Annotated in this window: 18 protein-coding genes and 1 tRNA gene; 6 read left to right on the top strand and 13 right to left on the bottom strand. The window is 67.6% G+C overall.

Translation table 11 applies throughout. The features are described 5' to 3' along the window. Positions 1-3 precede the first annotated feature (3 nt). Both KBW95_RS15500 and KBW95_RS15495 read right to left on the bottom strand, forming a co-directional pair. Complete coding sequence (locus KBW95_RS15500; protein ID WP_211526204.1) at positions 4-1,263, bottom strand: type II toxin-antitoxin system HipA family toxin; 1,260 nt, start codon at positions 1,261-1,263, stop codon at positions 4-6. After that, entirely contained in the window at positions 1,247-1,522 is a 276-nt protein-coding gene (locus KBW95_RS15495; protein ID WP_267875468.1) for a helix-turn-helix transcriptional regulator, read from the bottom strand. Before KBW95_RS15495 ends, KBW95_RS15500 begins: the two co-directional genes overlap by 17 nt. Positions 1,523-1,858: 336 nt before the next feature. Here KBW95_RS15495 and hslV point away from each other — a divergent pair, with 336 nt between their 5' ends. From hslV to KBW95_RS15480, 3 genes are read left to right on the top strand one after another with little or no spacing between them, the layout of a single operon-like run. After that, positions 1,859-2,395 (top strand): ATP-dependent protease subunit HslV, encoded by a 537-nt coding sequence (hslV, locus tag KBW95_RS15490; protein ID WP_211526202.1) that lies wholly within the window; start codon positions 1,859-1,861, stop codon positions 2,393-2,395. A gap of 14 nt (positions 2,396-2,409) precedes the next feature. Further along, positions 2,410-3,747, top strand: a complete 1,338-nt coding sequence (hslU, locus tag KBW95_RS15485; protein WP_211526234.1) for an ATP-dependent protease ATPase subunit HslU — start codon at positions 2,410-2,412, stop codon at positions 3,745-3,747. A gap of 17 nt (positions 3,748-3,764) precedes the next feature. Further along, positions 3,765-3,968, top strand: a complete 204-nt coding sequence (locus KBW95_RS15480; RefSeq protein WP_211526201.1) for a hypothetical protein — start codon at positions 3,765-3,767, stop codon at positions 3,966-3,968. Between the two features lie 76 nt (positions 3,969-4,044). Here KBW95_RS15480 and KBW95_RS15475 read toward each other — a convergent pair whose 3' ends face one another. Next, complete coding sequence (locus KBW95_RS15475; RefSeq protein WP_211528685.1) at positions 4,045-4,593, bottom strand: hypothetical protein; 549 nt, start codon at positions 4,591-4,593, stop codon at positions 4,045-4,047. 122 nt (positions 4,594-4,715) lie between these two features. On the opposite strand from KBW95_RS15475, the gene KBW95_RS15470 reads away from it, so the two are divergent. Beyond that, positions 4,716-5,447: a helix-turn-helix transcriptional regulator gene (locus KBW95_RS15470; RefSeq protein WP_211526199.1), complete on the top strand. Its 732-nt coding sequence runs from the start codon at positions 4,716-4,718 to the stop codon at positions 5,445-5,447. A gap of 160 nt (positions 5,448-5,607) precedes the next feature. Here the strand turns inward: KBW95_RS15470 and KBW95_RS15465 are convergent, their stop codons facing one another. Genes KBW95_RS15465 through gspD form a run of 4 tightly spaced genes read right to left on the bottom strand, consistent with a single transcriptional unit; the run spans position 5,608 to position 11,334 of the window. Then, positions 5,608-6,342 (bottom strand): hypothetical protein, encoded by a 735-nt coding sequence (locus KBW95_RS15465; RefSeq protein ID WP_211526198.1) that lies wholly within the window; start codon positions 6,340-6,342, stop codon positions 5,608-5,610. Between the two features lie 13 nt (positions 6,343-6,355). Further along, on the bottom strand, positions 6,356-7,576 hold the full coding sequence (gspF, locus tag KBW95_RS15460) for a type II secretion system inner membrane protein GspF (protein WP_211526197.1): 1,221 nt from the start codon (positions 7,574-7,576) through the stop codon (positions 6,356-6,358). A gap of 10 nt (positions 7,577-7,586) precedes the next feature. Next, positions 7,587-9,008 carry a type II secretion system ATPase GspE gene (gspE, locus tag KBW95_RS15455; protein ID WP_211528684.1) on the bottom strand — a complete coding sequence of 474 codons (1,422 nt, stop codon included), beginning with the start codon at positions 9,006-9,008 and terminating at the stop codon, positions 7,587-7,589. Positions 9,009-9,015: 7 nt separating this feature from the next. Beyond that, a complete protein-coding gene (gspD, locus tag KBW95_RS15450; protein ID WP_211528683.1) occupies positions 9,016-11,334 on the bottom strand; it encodes a type II secretion system secretin GspD in 2,319 nt (772 codons plus the stop codon). A gap of 96 nt (positions 11,335-11,430) precedes the next feature. On the opposite strand from gspD, the gene KBW95_RS15445 reads away from it, so the two are divergent. After that, positions 11,431-11,546, top strand: a tRNA-OTHER gene (locus KBW95_RS15445). A gap of 43 nt (positions 11,547-11,589) precedes the next feature. Continuing rightward, positions 11,590-12,144 carry a hypothetical protein gene (locus KBW95_RS15440; RefSeq protein ID WP_211525139.1) on the top strand — a complete coding sequence of 185 codons (555 nt, stop codon included), beginning with the start codon at positions 11,590-11,592 and terminating at the stop codon, positions 12,142-12,144. Here the strand turns inward: KBW95_RS15440 and gspM are convergent. Genes gspM through gspH form a run of 6 tightly spaced genes read right to left on the bottom strand, consistent with a single transcriptional unit; the run spans position 12,104 to position 16,373 of the window. Beyond that, positions 12,104-12,622, bottom strand: a complete 519-nt coding sequence (gspM, locus tag KBW95_RS15435) for a type II secretion system protein GspM (protein ID WP_211525138.1) — start codon at positions 12,620-12,622, stop codon at positions 12,104-12,106. The genes KBW95_RS15440 and gspM overlap by 41 nt on opposite strands. After that, a complete protein-coding gene (gene gspL, locus KBW95_RS15430) occupies positions 12,619-13,827 on the bottom strand; it encodes a type II secretion system protein GspL (protein WP_211525137.1) in 1,209 nt (402 codons plus the stop codon). Before gspL ends, gspM begins: the two co-directional genes overlap by 4 nt. Before the next feature lie 20 nt (positions 13,828-13,847). Continuing rightward, positions 13,848-14,822, bottom strand: coding sequence for a type II secretion system minor pseudopilin GspK (gene gspK / locus KBW95_RS15425; protein WP_229429778.1), 975 nt, complete (start codon positions 14,820-14,822; stop codon positions 13,848-13,850). Positions 14,823-14,836: 14 nt separating this feature from the next. Beyond that, complete coding sequence (locus KBW95_RS15420; RefSeq protein ID WP_211528682.1) at positions 14,837-15,499, bottom strand: type II secretion system protein J; 663 nt, start codon at positions 15,497-15,499, stop codon at positions 14,837-14,839. Then, a complete protein-coding gene (gene gspI, locus KBW95_RS15415; RefSeq protein WP_211528681.1) occupies positions 15,496-15,882 on the bottom strand; it encodes a type II secretion system minor pseudopilin GspI in 387 nt (128 codons plus the stop codon). Before gspI ends, KBW95_RS15420 begins: the two co-directional genes overlap by 4 nt. Continuing rightward, positions 15,879-16,373 (bottom strand): type II secretion system minor pseudopilin GspH, encoded by a 495-nt coding sequence (gspH, locus tag KBW95_RS15410; protein ID WP_211525133.1) that lies wholly within the window; start codon positions 16,371-16,373, stop codon positions 15,879-15,881. Before gspH ends, gspI begins: the two co-directional genes overlap by 4 nt. Positions 16,374-16,375 lie beyond the last annotated feature (2 nt).

Here is a 16,375-nt window from a genome sequence, read left to right as displayed (position 1 = left end):
CGCTCAATGCCCTGCGGCTTCGATTCTCAGGAGCTCCAGGTTAGTTCGAAGACGCTCGGCCATTTCGCCCTGCCACTTCTCGTCGAGCAAAGGCTGAACAAGATCGAATCCCGCCTCGATCCGCTGGAGCAGCTTCTCAAGGTAGTCGGATGCATCCACCTGGTTGAGTAATCCGAAGCGGTGGGCATCGGCCAGCACCGCTTCACGCGAGATGTCGAAACGCCCCAGGGAAAGCTGCATGTGCAGGCGCTTCGGCGTCTCGACCGGATTGGGAACCACATCGAAGGCCGGCGCGAGGCGCCAGCGCCGTTCCTGCGCGTGGTAGACGACGGCATGGTTTCGAACGTGGTCATCGTCGTTGCCGCAGACCGCATTGAACACCATGCGTCCAAACAGTTCGAGACGGTCTTCCGGCGGCGCACCGATCCGTTTCAATTCCTCGGCAAGGCGCGGATAGCTCCAGCGCTCTGTTTGCCTGAGATCGTCCGGATATTCGGCCTGGAGCAGCGACGCCGCGCTGACGCACATATGGCGCTGCCGTCCGCTCCGGTCGAAGCGCAGGACGCGCAGCGCACTGCGTCCCCCGGCCGACGGGTGGAAAACGGTGGGCGCGAAACGCAGGCCGCTTTCCGCACCCCACCGCTGGCCGGCATGCTCGAGCCGCGGAATATCGTCGACGTCCGTCGCAATCTCGGGCTTGACCAGCCAGTACTGTCCCTCGTCTCCCTGGACGGTCGCTTTCGGCCGGGCGCCGCCGACGCTGGCGGTCTGCACCAGGCGGGCGCGCAGCGCCGTGCGCACTGCGGGTCTGCGCTCCGCCAGGGCGACCAGCTCCACCACCACCTGGTCGAGCTTGGGCAAGGTCGGACTGTCGAGCTTCGTGCCGGGAAACTTCACGCTGGTTCCCACGGCAAGCGCGCCCCAGCGATCGAGATTGCTGGCTCTCAGCAAATACTGCAAGGGGGGCGCATTCCCGGGCAGGTTGTACTCGCGGCGCAGCAAGGCTTGTCCCCAGGCATCCGGGCAAGCGTCGCGCAGCACATCGTGCAAGCCGCGGTAGCGCGTGGCGGCAAAATCCTGCCCAGGCAGGAAGGGAAGATTGACCGGATCGATCGTCCACGCCAGGCCGGCCTCGGCATACGAGGGAGCGTACTTGAACAAGCCTTCTTCCGGCCTGTCCGCCTTGTACCTGCCGACCGTGACCCATTCGCCCGTATCGGGACGCTGGAGATAGACATAGAGCGGCTTAGAAATACTCTGCATCGTCCTCGCCCTTTTCGTGCTTGCTCAGCTTGACGCGCTGTCCCTGGCTGCGCTGCCACAGCTCCGGGACCAGGGGCGGAATCGCCTGGTCGGCCACACCCAGGGTCAGCAGAGCGCTCAGGTAGGCGCCCACACCCGCGCTCGGGTCGCCCTGCTCCAGGCGGCGCAGCGTTGTCCTCGACACGCCCAGACGCGTGCAGAGGTCGGCGGCTGTAATGCGTTGCTGCAAGCGTTGCGCATGGATGCACTTTCCCCACATGGCAAGGCGTTCCTGCACCAGGGTAGGCCACATTTCAGCAGTCAGAATACGCTTTGGCATAGGATTTCACGCGTTCATAGATAAGGCATTATAGCAAATAAGGTATTCTCTATGAATCTCAAGATAACATTCAATGGTCTATAGAGGATACTTTATCATTTATAATGTATCTTCTATAGCTCATTTAAGATCAGTGTCGTGCAGACGCCCAGGTGCGTCTTCCGGCAATGCCGAAACCAGCGTTCCAAACAGGTTCGCGAGATTAATGTCGAGCTCATCTTGCAATTCAATGCACGGCCCCCACCTGCGGCTTGCTAGACAACCACGAGGTCAAACATGGAACAATTTCACGGCACCACCATCGTCAGTGTCAGGCGCGGCAGCCAGGTCGCGCTGGGCGGCGATGGCCAGGTCACGCTCGGCAACGTCGTCATGAAGGGCTCGGCCCGCAAGGTACGCAAGCTGTACCAGGGCAAGGTCCTGTGCGGCTTCGCCGGCGGCACCGCCGATGCCTTCACCCTGCTCGACCGCTTCGAAGCCAAGCTCGAGAAACACCAGGGCAATCTGCTGCGCGCCTCGGTCGAACTGGCCAAGGACTGGCGCACCGACCGCGTGCTGCGCCGCCTGGAAGCGATGCTGCTGGTGGCCGACAAGGAGTCGACCCTGATCATCACCGGCAACGGCGACGTGCTGGAGCCGGAAGACGGCATCGGCGCGATCGGCTCGGGCGGCGTGTACGCCCAGTCCGCGGCCAAGGCCCTGTACGAGAACACCGACCTGCCGCCCGCCGAAGTGGTCAAGAAAGCCCTGACCATCGCGGGCGAACTGTGCATCTATACGAACCTGTCCCACATCATCGAAACCCTGGATTGAGAATGGCCGCCACCATGAACATGACCCCACCCGAAATCGTCTCCGAACTGGACAAGCATGTGGTCGGCCAGGGCAAGGCCAAGCGCGCGGTCGCGATCGCACTGCGCAACCGCTGGCGCCGCCAGCAGGTCGAGGAACCGCTGCGCCACGAGATCACGCCGAAGAACATCCTCATGATCGGCCCGACCGGCGTCGGCAAGACCGAGATCGCGCGCCGCCTGGCCAAGCTGGCCGACGCGCCCTTCATCAAGATCGAGGCGACCAAGTTCACCGAGGTCGGCTACGTCGGCCGCGACGTCGACACCATCATCCGCGACCTGATCGACATCGGCGTCAAGCAGACCCGCGCCAGCGAGCAGAAAAAGGTGCGCCAGCGCGCCGAGGACGCGGCCGAAGACCGCATCATCGACATCCTGGTGCCGCCGGCGCGCGACTTCGGCTTCAACGTCAACCACACCGACGACAGCAAGGAAGGCGACGCCACCCGCCAGACCTTCCGCAAGCGCCTGCGCGAAGGTTCGCTGGACGACCGCGAGATCGAGATCGAAGTGGCCGACGCCATGCCGCAGATGGAAATCATGGCGCCGCCCGGCATGGAAGAAATGACCGAGCAGATCAAGTCGATGTTCGCCGGCGTCGGCAACGCGCGCAAGAAGGCGCGCAAGATGAAGATCAAGGAAGCGATGAAGCTGCTGGTCGAGGAGGAAGCCGCCAAGCTGGTCAACGAGGACGAGCTGAAGCAGAAGGCGATCGCCAACGTCGAGCAGAACGGCATCGTGTTCCTGGACGAGATCGACAAGATCGCCACCCGTTCCGAGCACGGCGGCGCCGACGTCTCGCGCGCCGGCGTGCAGCGCGACCTGCTGCCGCTGGTCGAGGGCACCACGGTGAACACCAAGTACGGCATGATCCGCACCGACCACATCCTGTTCATCGCTTCGGGCGCCTTCCACCTGTCCAAGCCCTCGGACCTGATTCCGGAGCTGCAGGGCCGCTTCCCGATCCGCGTCGAGCTGGAGTCGCTGTCGATCGAGGACTTCAAGAGCATCCTGACCTCGACCGACGCCAGCCTGACCAAGCAGTACGAAGCCCTGCTGGCGACCGAGGGCGTGAAGGTCGAGTTCCTGGACGAAGGCATCCACCGCCTGGCCGAGATCGCGTTCTCGGTCAACGAGCGCACCGAGAACATCGGCGCGCGCCGCCTGTACACGGTGATGGAAAAGCTGCTCGAAGAAATCTCGTTCAGCGCCGGCCTTGAGAAAGACCAGGTGGTGCGCATCGATGCGGCCTACGTCAACGAACGGCTCGACAAGCTCGCGGTTAACGAAGACCTGTCGCGCTACGTGTTGTAATCCCTTAGGAGGCCCGCATGGCGAACAAGGCACTGGCGACCCGGCAAAAGATGCGCCTGCGGGTCGAACCCTCGCAGAACTTCGGCAAGCCGCGCAATCCGATCGCGGCCCTGGCCAAGGCGCGTGCGGCCGGACCGCACGCCAAGCCGCTCTCGAGCGAGCGGCAGGAGGCCAAGCGGGCCCTCAAGAAAGTCAAACTGGTCGCGGACGAGGACGAATAAGCAGCGTCCTGCGGCACAACCGAGTCTCCTCTTGCGGGCGCCACGTGTGCCCGCTTTTTTTGGGCCGGCCGCCGGCCTATTCACCCCCGGCATTGCGCGGACGCCCGGTCCGGACCTGATGGCGGGTGCGCAGCGCGCGCCACCAGCCCAGCAAGACCATCACCAGCAGGGCTTCCACCGCGACCAGCATGCAGCACAAGATACCCAGCCCCGTGCGCGTCTGCGTGAACATCCAGTCGCCCAGGGCGCTGCGTCCCTCGAAGTCCGGTCCCGGCAGCACCAGGGGAAAAGCCATGAACAGCAGCGCGGTCCAGCCCCATGCCAGGAAGTTGAAGGATGTGCGGCCGCGATCGAGATCGGCGACCTGCAGGTGCCAGTAGGCATAGGACAGCCCGGCAGGCAGGGACAGCGGCAGGGACAGGGCCAGCATCGCGTAGCTCAGCTGGGGCCATGCCGACGCGGCTGCGTATTCGCCCATGTAGGGAAACCAGGCGCCGACACTGCCGGCGATCCGTCCCAGGAAGGGGAAACGGCCGATCGCGTCCGCCGGCAGCAGGTGGGCGGCCAGCAAGACGAGCGCCATCGGAATCAACAGGGACAGGGTACGGCAGCGACGGGGATGCATGGCAGCGTTCATGGCGGCGGAGCCCGCATCTTAGCGCAAGCCGGCAGCCAGCTCCGGCGGCGTCTTGCCCGCGGCACGCTTCGCCTGTACAGTCGGCGCATGAGCAACCATCACCTTCTTCCATGAGCTCCCCCGACCTGGTCCTCGACGTCCTGCGCGCCCAGCTGCGCGCGGCGGGCATCACCTACAAGACGCTGGCCGAGCGGATCGGCGTGAGCGAATCGAGCGTCAAGCGCATGTTCGGGCAGAAGGACATGGCCTTGTCGCGCCTGGCGCAGATCTGCCAGGCCACCGGCATCGCCATGGAGGACGTGCTGCGCGGCGCACTGGAAGCACGGCCGCAGTCCGATGCGCTGACCCTGCCGCAGGAAACCTCGCTGGTGGCCAATCCGCGCCTGCTGCTGGTGGCGATCTGCTGCCTCGGCCACTGGAGCCTGGAACAGATCGTCGAGACCTACCGCTTGACCGAACCGGAATGCATCAAGCTGCTCGCGGAACTCGACCGGCTGGGCGTGATCGAATTGAAGCCGCTCAACCGCTACACGCTCAGGGTGTCGAATGCCTTCCGCTGGCTGCCGGACGGGCCGGTGCAGCGTTATTTCCGCGAGCATGTCGTGGCGGATTATTTTTCGGGCGGCTTCGACGGCGCGGGCGAGACCTTGCTGTGCCTGCCGGCGCGGCTGTCGAGCGCGAGTGCACAGGAGATCGCCCAGAAGATCGGGCAGCTGGCCGGGGAACTGGCGAGGCTGCACAAGAACGACCGCAGGCTGCCGCAGGAGGAGCGGGATGGGTTTACGCTGCTGGTGGGGTTCAGGTCGTGGGAATTGGCGGCGTTTACAGCATTAAGACGATAAGGATTCGTGCTCGCCAGCCAGTTACATCGTTAGCCGTAAACCGTCGTTCCGGCGAAGGCCGGAACGACGGCGCATAGTGTGCGGGCATAGAAAAGGACTCACGCAGCTCAAGCGCCCTGACAAACATCTTACGTCTTGCCTGCTTGCAGCGCTCCTACCATTACTGCGTCGTCGAATTCTGCCCCACCGGGCTATTGACCGACCGCGTAGGCGGCGCCATCTGCACCTGGTTCGGCGGCGGCGGCGGCGGTATCGCGCCCGGGTCGGCATCCGGCCCCTGGGCCGCCCCCAGGTCCGGCTGGGGCTCCTGATTCGGCTGCGCCACGCCTTGCCCTGGCGCCGCGCCGCGTGCGTAATTCTCCGGCGTCGGTGCAGCCTGCATGGCCGGCGGGGCGCTGACCACGCCCGGCGCGGTCTGCGGCTCGATACCGGGCGCCGGTGCGGCGGCCACAGGCATCTGCACAGGCGGCGGTGGCGGCGCGGAGCCGCCGCCGGCCGGCCTGGTGTCGGTCGCCAGTTCCACGCGCTTCATGACGCCGCCCTCGGACAGCATCACGTACTTGGCATGCACTTCCTGCACCACCACGCCCGGCGCGATTTCGCGGCCGATGCGCACCGCCACCGGCGGCGCGCCGTCGGCCACGATGATGACCGCGCTGTTGGGACCGGCCGATACCACGCCGGTCAGCTGGAAATTCGAGATGGCCGCCACCGAGGGCTGGCCGCCGAACAGGGTCGCGGCGGCGTCCGGGCCTGGTTCGGCCTGGGCCGTGACCGGGGCCGCGGCCAGCGGCCGCTGCTCGGGCTTGTACAGCTGCAGCACCCAGTAGGCGATCGAGGCCGCCAGCAGGATCAGGGCGAGCAGGCTGAGAAGAAGGGGCAAACGCTTGTTCATGGTGTCCTTCGCTTCAACGCACCAGCTGGTTGATTTCAATGATCGGCATCAGGACCGCGAGCACGATCAGCAGCACGACCAGGCCCATCGCCAGGATCAGCACGGGCTCGAGCAGGCCGGCGATGGTGAGCGTGCGGCGTTCGAGGTCGGCCTGCTGGGAATTCGCGGCGCGCTCCAGCATGGCCGGGAGTTCGCCGGTGACTTCGCCGGCGCGGATCATGTGCACCAGCATCGGCGGGAAATGCTTCTGCACCGACAGCGCCCGCGCCAGGCTCACGCCTTCGCGCACGCTCGCGGTCGCCTGTTCCACCAGTTCGCGCATCGCCACATTGGACAAGGTGTCGCGGCTGGTGTCGAGCGCGCGCAGGATCGGCACGCCCGATCCGGTGGTGATCGCCAGGGTGCTGGCGAAGCGCGCGGTGTTCAGGCTGCGCTCGAACTTGCCGTAGATCGGCGCATTCAGCAGCCAGGTATGCCAGCGCCGCTTGAGGTCGGGATTGCGCAGCGCGCGCCGCCACATCCAGAAGGCGCCGATGATCAGGATCGCGACGTAGATGCCGTAGGCGCGCACGAAGTCCGAGATCGCCAGCATCATGACGGTCAGGAAGGGCAGCTTCTGCTTGGTGTTGGCGAACACCGAGACGATTTGCGGCACCACGTAGGTGAGCAGGAAGATCACGATCGCAAAGGCCACCACGGTCACGATCGCCGGGTAGGTGAACGCCAGGCGCACTTTCTGCACCAGGGCGTTGCGGCGCTCGATGTAGTCCGCCAGGCGCGACAGCACGCGCGACAGCTGGCCGATCTGTTCGCCCGAGGACACCAGGCCGCGGTAGATCTCGGCGAAGTCGCGCGGGTGGTGCGACAGCGCCGTCGAGAAGGCCGCGCCGCCCATCACTTCGGCGCGGATCGAGGCGATCAGGTCGCGCATGTAGGGACGCTCGGACTGCTCCAGCAGGGCCGTGAAGGCCTGCTCCAGCGGCAGCCCGGCTTCCAGCAGGCTGGCCAGCTGGCGCGTGAACAAGGCCAACTCGACCTGCGACAGGCGCTCGCCGAAACCGCGCGAGCGGGTGGCGCCGCTTTCGTCGACCTGGGCCGCGATCGCTTCCACGCTCAGCGGCGTCAAGCCCTGGGTGCGCAGGTCGGCGCGCGCGGCGCGCGGGCTATCGGCGTTGACCACGCCCTTGCGGGTGGCGCCGCCCGGATCGACGGCTTCGTAACGGAAAGCAGGCATGGCTTGGTCCCTAGTCCTTCACCACGCGCAGCAGCTCGGCGCGGGTGGTGGTGCCGTCCGCCATCCAGCGCTCGCCGTCCTCGCGCATGGTGCGCATGCCGCTCTGGATCGCGGCGCTGCGGATCTCGGCTTCGGAAGCCTGGTTGTGGATCTGCGAGCGGATCTGCTCGGTCGTTTCGAGCAGCTCGTACACGCCGACCCGGCCGTGGTAGCCGGTGTGGCCGCAGCGCTCGCAGCCGACCGGGTGCCAGGCCTGGCCATCGAAGGTCTTGCACTGCGAGCACAGCTTGCGCACCAGGCGCTGGGCCATCACGCCGATCAGGGAGGACGACAGCAGGAAGGGCTCGATGCCCATGTCCAGCAGGCGCGTCACGGCGGCTGCGGCGTCGTTGGTGTGCAGGGTCGCCAGCACCAGGTGGCCGGTGAGCGAGGCCTGGACCGCGATCTGCGCCGTTTCCAGGTCGCGGATCTCGCCGATCATGATCACGTCCGGGTCCTGGCGCAGGATGGCGCGCAGGGCCTTGGCGAAGGTCATGTCGATGCGGGCGTTGACCTGGGTCTGGCCGATGCCGTTGAGGTCGTATTCGATCGGGTCTTCCACCGTCATGATGTTGGTGGTCGACGCGTTCAGGCGCGACAGCGCCGCGTACAGGGTGGTGGTCTTGCCGGAACCGGTCGGGCCGGTGACCAGCACGATGCCGTGCGGCTGGTTGATCAGGCTGTCGAACTGCGGCAGCATGTCCGGGCTCATGCCCAGGTGGCCGAGGTCGAGGCGCCCGGCTTCCTTGTCCAGCAGACGCAGCACGGCGCGTTCGCCGTGGCCGGTCGGCAGGGTCGAGACGCGCACGTCGACCGGCTTGCCGCCCACCCGCAGGGTGATGCGGCCGTCCTGCGGCAGGCGCTTCTCGGCGATGTCGAGCTGCGACATGATCTTGATACGCGAGATCAGCGACGCGTGGATGGCCTTCTTGGGCCGCACGATGTCGCGCAGCGCGCCGTCGACGCGGAAGCGCACCACCGAGGTCTGCTCGAAGGGCTCGATGTGGATATCGGAGGCGCCTTCGCGCAGCGACTGGGTGAGCAGCGCATTGATCATGCGGATCACCGGCGCGTCGTCCGAGGATTCGAGCAGGTCTTCGATGGCCGGCACGTCCTGCAGCAGCTTGGTCAGGTCGAGGTCGGCGTCGAACTCGTCGGCGACTTGCGAGGCGTCGCCGCCCGCGCCGGCATAGGCGCTGGCGATGGCGTCGTCGAGCTCGCCGCGCTCGAGGCGGCGCAGGGTGATGCGCCCGAAACGGCGCGACACTTCGGCGATCGCGGCGGGCGAGGTGGCGCTGGAGACCAGCACTTCCACGCTCTGCCCCGGTTCGTCGCCGCCGCGCGCCAGCACGACGTGGTCGCGTGCGAAGGCGTAAGGCAACAGATTGTTCATGATGGTGTCACTTCCCGTTCGGTGGCGTCACCGGGCGAAACTGGGACGCGGGCGCGGCCGGCTGGGCCGGAGCCTGGCCCGGCTGTCCGGTTCCGCCCTGGCCTGCGCCAGGGCCCTGCGACGGGGCCGGTGCGGGGCCGGCCGGCGGCACCGCCGCCAGCCCGCCGCCGCTCGGCGGCTGGCCATTGGTCAGGGGCGGCAGCACCGGCGCGCCGAGTTCGCGCAGCAGCGGCGAGCTTTCCGGCTGGCCGACGGCGCCGGCTGCGCGCATGTATTCGTAGCGGTCCATCGCGAGCGAGTTCGAGGCTTCCTTGCTGCGCACCACGACCGGGCGCAGGAAGACCATCAGGTTGGTCTTGACCCGGGTGCGGGTGCGGTACTTGAACAGGTTGCCGATCACCGGGATGTCGCCCAGGCCGCGCACCTTTTCCTCGCCGTCGCCCTCGGTATCCTCGATCAGGCCGCCCAGCACGATGATCTGGCCGTCGTCGGCCAGCACGTTGCTTTCGATTGCGCGCACGTTGGTGGTCAGGCCCGAGGCCAGGTTGCGGGTCGAGTTGTCCACGCTCGAGTTCTCGTGGTAGATCGCCATCTTGATCGTACCGCCTTCCGAAATCTGCGGACGGACCTTGAGCAGCAGGCCCACGTCCTTGCGGTCGACGGTCTGGAACGGATTGCCGCCGCCGGTGGTGGTGTTGGTCGCGTACGAGCCGGTAATGATCGGCACGTTCTGGCCGACCTTGATCGACGCCAGTTCGTTGTCCAGCGTGATCATGTTCGGTGTGGACAAGATGTTGGCGTTGCCGTCGCTTTCAAGGGCGCGCGCCACGGCGCCCAGGCCGAGTTGGCCGCCCACCTGGCGGAACAGGCCGATCGACAGCCCGCCCGGCAGGGTCGGCACCGCGTCGCCGCTCAGTCCCTGGGTGGCGGCTGCGGCCAGGTTGACGATGTTGTTGGTCGGGTTGCCGCCGTTGAAGGACTGCAGGCCGCCCACGCGGTACCTGCTGTCGCTGTCGCCGGTGGCGCCCACCCACTGCACGCCGAACTCCGAGGCCTTGTTCGAGTTCACCTCGACCACCAGCGCCTCGATATAGACCTGGGCGCGGCGCACGTCGAGCTGGTCGATGACGGAGCGCAGGTTGCGGTAGACCGCGTCCGGCGCGGTGATGATCAGGCTGTTGGTCGAGGCGTCGGCCTGGATGAAGCCGGAACCGGTGCCGCCGCCGGCGCCCCCGCCGCCGCCGAGCTGGCCCTGCTGGCCATAGCTGCCGCCGCCGCCAACCGCGCTCACGGCCTGCTGGCCCTGCTGTCCCTGCTGGCCGCCGAGTCCGCCGGCGCCGCCCTGGCCGCCGGCCTGGATCGAGCCGCCCGAGGTGCCCTGCTGCTGCTGCGGGACCGCCGAGGCGTCCTGCGACACCACGGCGCGCAGGGTCTGGGCGACGCGGCTGGCGTCGGCGTTCTTCAGGTAGACGACGTGGATATTGCCCTGCGACGAAGTCGACTGGTCGAGGCGCGCGATCAGGCTCTTGGCCAGGTTGGCGCGCGCCTGCGAGGGGGCGCGGATCACGACCGAGTTGGTGCGCGGATCGGCCAGCACGGTGACGCGGCCGGAATCGCCGCCCGCCGCCGGTTCCATCAGGCGCGTGACCAGCTGGGCGACGTCGGTGGCGATCGCGTTGCGGATCGGGATGACGTCGAGGTCGGCGGCCACCGGCGCGTCGAGCGCGGCGATGATCTTGGCCAGGCGGCGCAGGTTGTCGGCGTAGTCGGTGACGACCAGGGTGTTGTTGCCCGGGTTCGCCATGATCGAGTTGTTCGGCGAAATCAGGGGACGCAGCACGGCGGTGAGGTTGGCCGCCGATTCGTAGTTCAGGTAGAACACCTGGGTCGCGATCTGGTCGCCGGTGGCGCGGCTGGCGCGCACGCCGCCGACCTGGGTCGGCGAGGATTGCAGCTTGGCTTCCGCTTCCGGCACCACCTTGGCGTAGCCGTCGCCGCTGGTCACCACGGCGAAGCCCTGCAGGCGCAGCGCCGAGGTCAGCAGGCCGAAGGCCTGGGTCTTGCTCAGCGATTTTTCCGACTGCAAGGTGATCGTGCCCTTGACGCGCGGGTCGATGATGAAGGTCATGCCGGTGTAGTGGCCGATCGCCTTGATCACCGATTCGATGTCGGCATTGACGAAGCTCAAGGCGGCGGCGTTCGCGCTTTCCTGGGCCAGGACCGGCAGGGGCACGGCCGTGGTCGCGGCGAAGCAGCACAGCATGGCGCCGGCGGCAAGACGGCGCAGGGCCGGGATCTCGAAGGTGGTACGGGTAGTTGTTTTCATTATCTGAACTCGAGTGCGATTACGTTTTTGCCGTTCACCATGCGGCGCTGGCCCAGCAGGTTCAACATGTTCCCCAGCGTCTCTTCGTAGCCGTCGGCGGCCGTGGCCTGCCCGGAGAAGCGCAGACGTCCATTTTGCAACATTCCAGAGCCCGTCAGCAGCAAAGCGCCGCGTACGGTGCGCAGGTTCAAATCGGCCTGCGGGCCGCGCCAGTCCATCACCATCTCGTAGCTGCCCAGCGGCTTGACGGGCGACATGCGCGAGCCCATGTCGGCCAGCGACAGCACCGTGCGGCCCTGCACCGCCACCCTGTTTTCCTGGCGCAGCAGGTCGAGCCTGTTCCAGGTGAGCTTGATCGCGCCGCTCAGGGCCAGCGTGTTGAGCGGCGCCCCAAGGCCGGCCAGTCCCTCGGCCGGCAGCAGCAGCTCGCCGGGGCTGACCTGCCATGCCGACCAGCTCCCTTCTATCCTTACCGGCCGGCTCAGGGCCTGGGGGTTCTCCAGTTCCATGTGCACCCGGCCGAACAGCACCAGCGGCGACAGCGACCAGGCGAAGCGTCCCGGCAGCAGCGGCGTGACCGCTCCGCCCTCGCCCGGCGCCCCGCCCACGAAGGCCGAGCCGCGCCACAGCGTACCCTGCGCATCCCCCAGAGTCAAACGGCCGCCGGTCTGCTTTTCGACCATGGGGCCGAGCCAGGCGGCGGGCAGGAACACGAAGATCGTGGCCAGCACCGCCAGCACGACCAGCGCGCCCCAGGCAAGCGCGCGCTTCATGGAGCCGGCGCGCTGCCCTGGCGCAACGTCAGGGTAGCGTCGACCTGTCCCACCGGATCTTTCGCGGTGAAAACGGCGTCCTGCACCAGCACGCGGTTCTCGCGCCGCTGGGCGTCCATCCAGGCCACCAGGTTGGCGAAGGACACGCCGTCGAACTGGACCTTGGCGAATTCGCCTGTCAGGGTGAGCGAGGCGGCGGTCAGGCCGCGCGTGGCCAGGCTCGAGCTCAGGCCTTCGCGCGTCATCGGCGTCACGGCCGGCGCCGGCTGGGCGTTCAGGGCCTGGGCCTCGGCGGCCAGGGTCTGCATCTGGGCGGCCTGCTGGCGCAGCTCGGGCAGCGAACGGCGCAGCTGCTCGCGCCCGCTCAGGGCCGGGTCGATGAACAGCAGGTAGACCAGGGCCAGCACGGCCACGCCCGCCCCTACGGCGAGGAACTTGCGCTCCTGGTCGGTACGGGCGAGCCAGTAGGCCAGCGCGCGCTCGCGCAATGCAAGGATCTGGGCGGCGATGGTCATGGTGTGGCTCCCGTGCTGCGGATGATCCAGGTAGCCGGAGCACTTTCCTCCAGGCTCAAGTTACGGGCCGACAGCGCCGTTCTCATCTGGGCAGTGACGGACGGGTCGATGGTGTCCGGCTTGACGCGCACGGTGAGCGCGCGTTCGCGGAACTCCATCGATGCGATGCCGGGCTGGCGCCCGAGGCCGCGCATGGCTTCGCCCACGGCGCCGGCCAGCCACTGGAATTCGTCGGAAGCGATCTGGCCGCTGCCGGCCTTGGCCCGCGCGATGTTCTGGCGCATCTGGGCCACCGGGTCGATCGCCGGGGTGTTCGGATAGACCGAGCGGAAGGTCTGGGTGATCTGGGCGCGCACGCTGTCGGCTTCGCGCTTGAGGCGCAGCCATTCGATGTTCAGGCCGATGATGTTGACCAGGATGGCCAGCAGGGCCAGCCGGATCGGCCAGCGCCAGCGGCTCCAGTCGCGCTGGGCCACGCCGGCCGCGCCGAGGCCGGGCACCAGGTCCATCGTGGCGCTCCTGGCGCCGGCGATCCAGTGCGCCCAGGCATCGCTTTCCAGGCTGATGCCGGGGCCGGCTTCGGCCAGCAGCACCTGGTATTCGCCCAGCTGCTCGTGCGGCACGTAGAGCACCAGCGGGGCGTCGCCCGAGAGGGCGCGCGCGGTCTGCAGGATCGCCTGCGGGTTGCCGTCCATGGCCAGGCCCAGGCCTTCGTACTGGCTCTGGCGCAGCACCAGTTCGCCGTTGCCGATGGCGGCGCTGACGCTGCCCGGCTGCAATGGCAGGCACAGCTGGGCCGGCAGCGCCGACACGGCACGCGCGCCTTGCACCAGCAGGATCTTGACCAGCGGCTCGAGCCAGTCGCGCTGCACCACCGCCACCGGGCGGCGGCCGTCGGCCAGCTGGGGGGCGGCGACCAGCACGCAGTCGAGCGGGTCGCCCAGGATATGTTCTTCGACCAGGGCGGGCAGCGCGGCGCGCAGGCGCGCGCCGCTCAAAGGCGGCGCCTGGACCGGCAGCAGGGTGACGTCGGCGCCGGCCAGCACCAGCACCACGCGGCGGCTGGCGGCGACCACATCGCCCAGGTTGCGCAGCGGGCCCTCGCCCTGCTGTTCGATGGCGCCGCCCTCGGCGACGAGGGCGAAGCGGCACAGCGCGCCCTCGCCTTCCGCCCGGGCCGGATGCCGGATATAAAGAGTAGTCAAACTGTCTCGCTTTCTTTCTTCTAGTTCTGGCGGGTCCAGACCACCTTGGTGCCGCCGCCGATGATCCCCGAACGGCTGATCAGGGACTCGGCGTTCAATGCCGCCCGGTCGAGCCGGATCCGGCTCTGTACCAGGAAATACTTGCTCTGCTTGTCGATCGCGCCCTCGAGCAGCCCGTTCGTCGTTTTCAATTCGCTCTTGAACTGCTCGATGTCGCGCCAGGGCGTGCGTTTCCTGCGCTCGACCAGCACGTTCGCTTCCGACAGCGAATACTCGGGCAACACCGCCGCCAGGACCTCGGGCGGCGCGGTATTCACGTTCACCGGCGTCGGCTCCGGCAGGACGATCACGAAAGGCCGCAGCTTCTGCATCACTTCCGGCGTGAAACCCTGCAGGCTCATCAGGTCATCCACCCGCAGCAGCGGCATCGGCGTGCCGGCGATCTCACTCGAGCGCTGCCGCACCGGCGGCGTCCCGGTCTGCTGCCCCCCCTCGCCCTCGGGCACGAAGGGCGGCGGCTGCCCCGCCGCCACCATCTTCGCCGCGCGCTCGGCCAGCCTGCCGTCGATGCGCAGGTTGGTCAGCAGGCGGTTGAAGATGAACTGCTGCTCGGGGACGACCATGCCGTCCCTGGCCAGGTTGGTAAGATTGTAACGCGACGTGGCGTCAATGATGTTACCTGACAGGGAAGCTTCGAAATTCTCCCCCTCGATGCGTTCGCGTTCGATGAACTGGTCGAGCCGGGTCTCGGCCAGCGGCGTGGCCCAGATCTGGTCGAGCGAGGTGTAGTCGCCCGTATAGTTACTCTGGCGCAGCACGACGCTGGACCAGTCGAGGGCGCCGCGCAGGATCCACTGGGTCTGCAATTGCAGGCGCTGGTTTTCCATCGAGCGCACCTGGACCTGCTGCTGCCAGAACAGGCTGGCGACGATGGAGATGGCCAGGGTGGTCAGGAGCAGCGCGGTCACGACCGCCACCCCGCGCTGGCGTTGCATGCCGGGCCGGCGCATCAGGTGCCTCCCAGCAGGAAGGATTTGATCATTGGCGCGGCCAGGTTGCGCACGTTGAGCGCGACCTGCACGCCGGTCGGCTCGTTGCTGGCGCCGGTCGGCGCCTGCACCAGCGGCGGCTGCTGTTGCTGCTGCGGGTTGCCGACCACCTGGGCCGGTTCGTTGCGCCACGCATTGTTCTGCCAGGCCTGGATCTGCATGCCGAGCACGCCGTTCTGCAGCGCCACCGGCGGCGAGTTCTGGGCCGGCGCATCCGAGGAGATCGATTGCCACAACTGTTCCAGCTGGGCCAGGTCGCGCGTGCCGGGCGATTCGCGGCGCAGCAGCTGGCCGCCGGCGACGCGGTAGGACACGACCTGCAGGCGCGAAGGCTCGTTCTCGACGTACACCTTGCGCACCAGGGTCAGGCGGTCGGCATCCCACTGCAGGTAGGGACGGCGGCCCAGCACGTCGCTGCCGGCCAGGTGCGCGCAGTCGCTCTGCATCTGGGCGAAGGCCAGCTGCATGCCGCGCGTGGTTTCCATCTGCTCGGTCAGGACGATGCGCCCGCGCACGATGCCGTCCAGGCCGCGCCAGCCGAGCACGGCCACGATGGCCAGGATCGAGATCGCCACCAGCAATTCGACCAGGGTAAAGCCTGCGCGGCGCTTGGAAATCGTCATACCGGGGAAGGCCTCAGGACCAGTTGGACCAGTTTGACAATCCGGCGGCCCGGGTTGTCGGCGTCGAACACCGAGACTTCGATGCGGCGCAAGAGCGGGTTCGGGCTGGTGAACACTTCTTCTTCGCAGATGAGGTTCAGGTCGCCCTGCGGGCAGGGGAAGCTGCGCCGTCCGATTTCGGGAAATTCGCGGCCCAGGCGGATCTGCACCAGCCGGTTCTCGGCCGACCAGGTGGCCATCATCGAGGCGCGCAGGCCGGCGCTGTTGGCGGTCAGGCTGCCGACGGCGCGCAGGCCGGCCGACAGCGCGGTGCCGACGATGACCAGCGCCACCAGCACTTCGAGCAGGGTGAATCCGCGTGATGAAGGCCGCCGCATGCTCATTCGACCGTGAAGTGGCCGACGCCGTCGGCACGGATCGCGACCGTGTTGCCGCCCGTGGCCATGGTCAGCAGGAAGGGTTTGTCGACCGGTTCGCGCCCGAAGGTGATGCGCAGCAGGTCGCCGCCGCCGCTGGCGCCGGCCGGCTCCAGCACCAGCTGCAGGGGTGCGTTCTTGAACGTGCGTTCGCGCAGCAGGTCGTCGCGGGTGACGGGTTCCCAGCCGGTGTCGTTGCGCACCATGAAGCGGTAGCGCTCGCCGTTGGCTTCGAAGGCCACCAGGCGGTTGCGCACGATGGCTTCGTCGCGCGCCAGCTGCAGCAGCAGCGCCAGGCGCTGGGCTTCCTGCTGCAAGTCCTGGCGCGGACTGGGAATGGCGTTCAGTGAAGCCAGGCCCAGCGTGATGCCGATGATGACCAGCACCACCAGCAGCTCCACCAGGGTGAAGCCTCGAGCCGGCGCGCGCGTGGCCTGTGGCGGTCGCAGGGCCGGCATCA

Origin of the sequence: Massilia sp. ZL223 (genome assembly GCF_018119395.1) — a bacterium.
In the GTDB taxonomy this organism is placed as follows: domain Bacteria; phylum Pseudomonadota; class Gammaproteobacteria; order Burkholderiales; family Burkholderiaceae_D; genus Telluria.
This window is presented reverse-complemented; position numbering and strand designations above follow the sequence as displayed.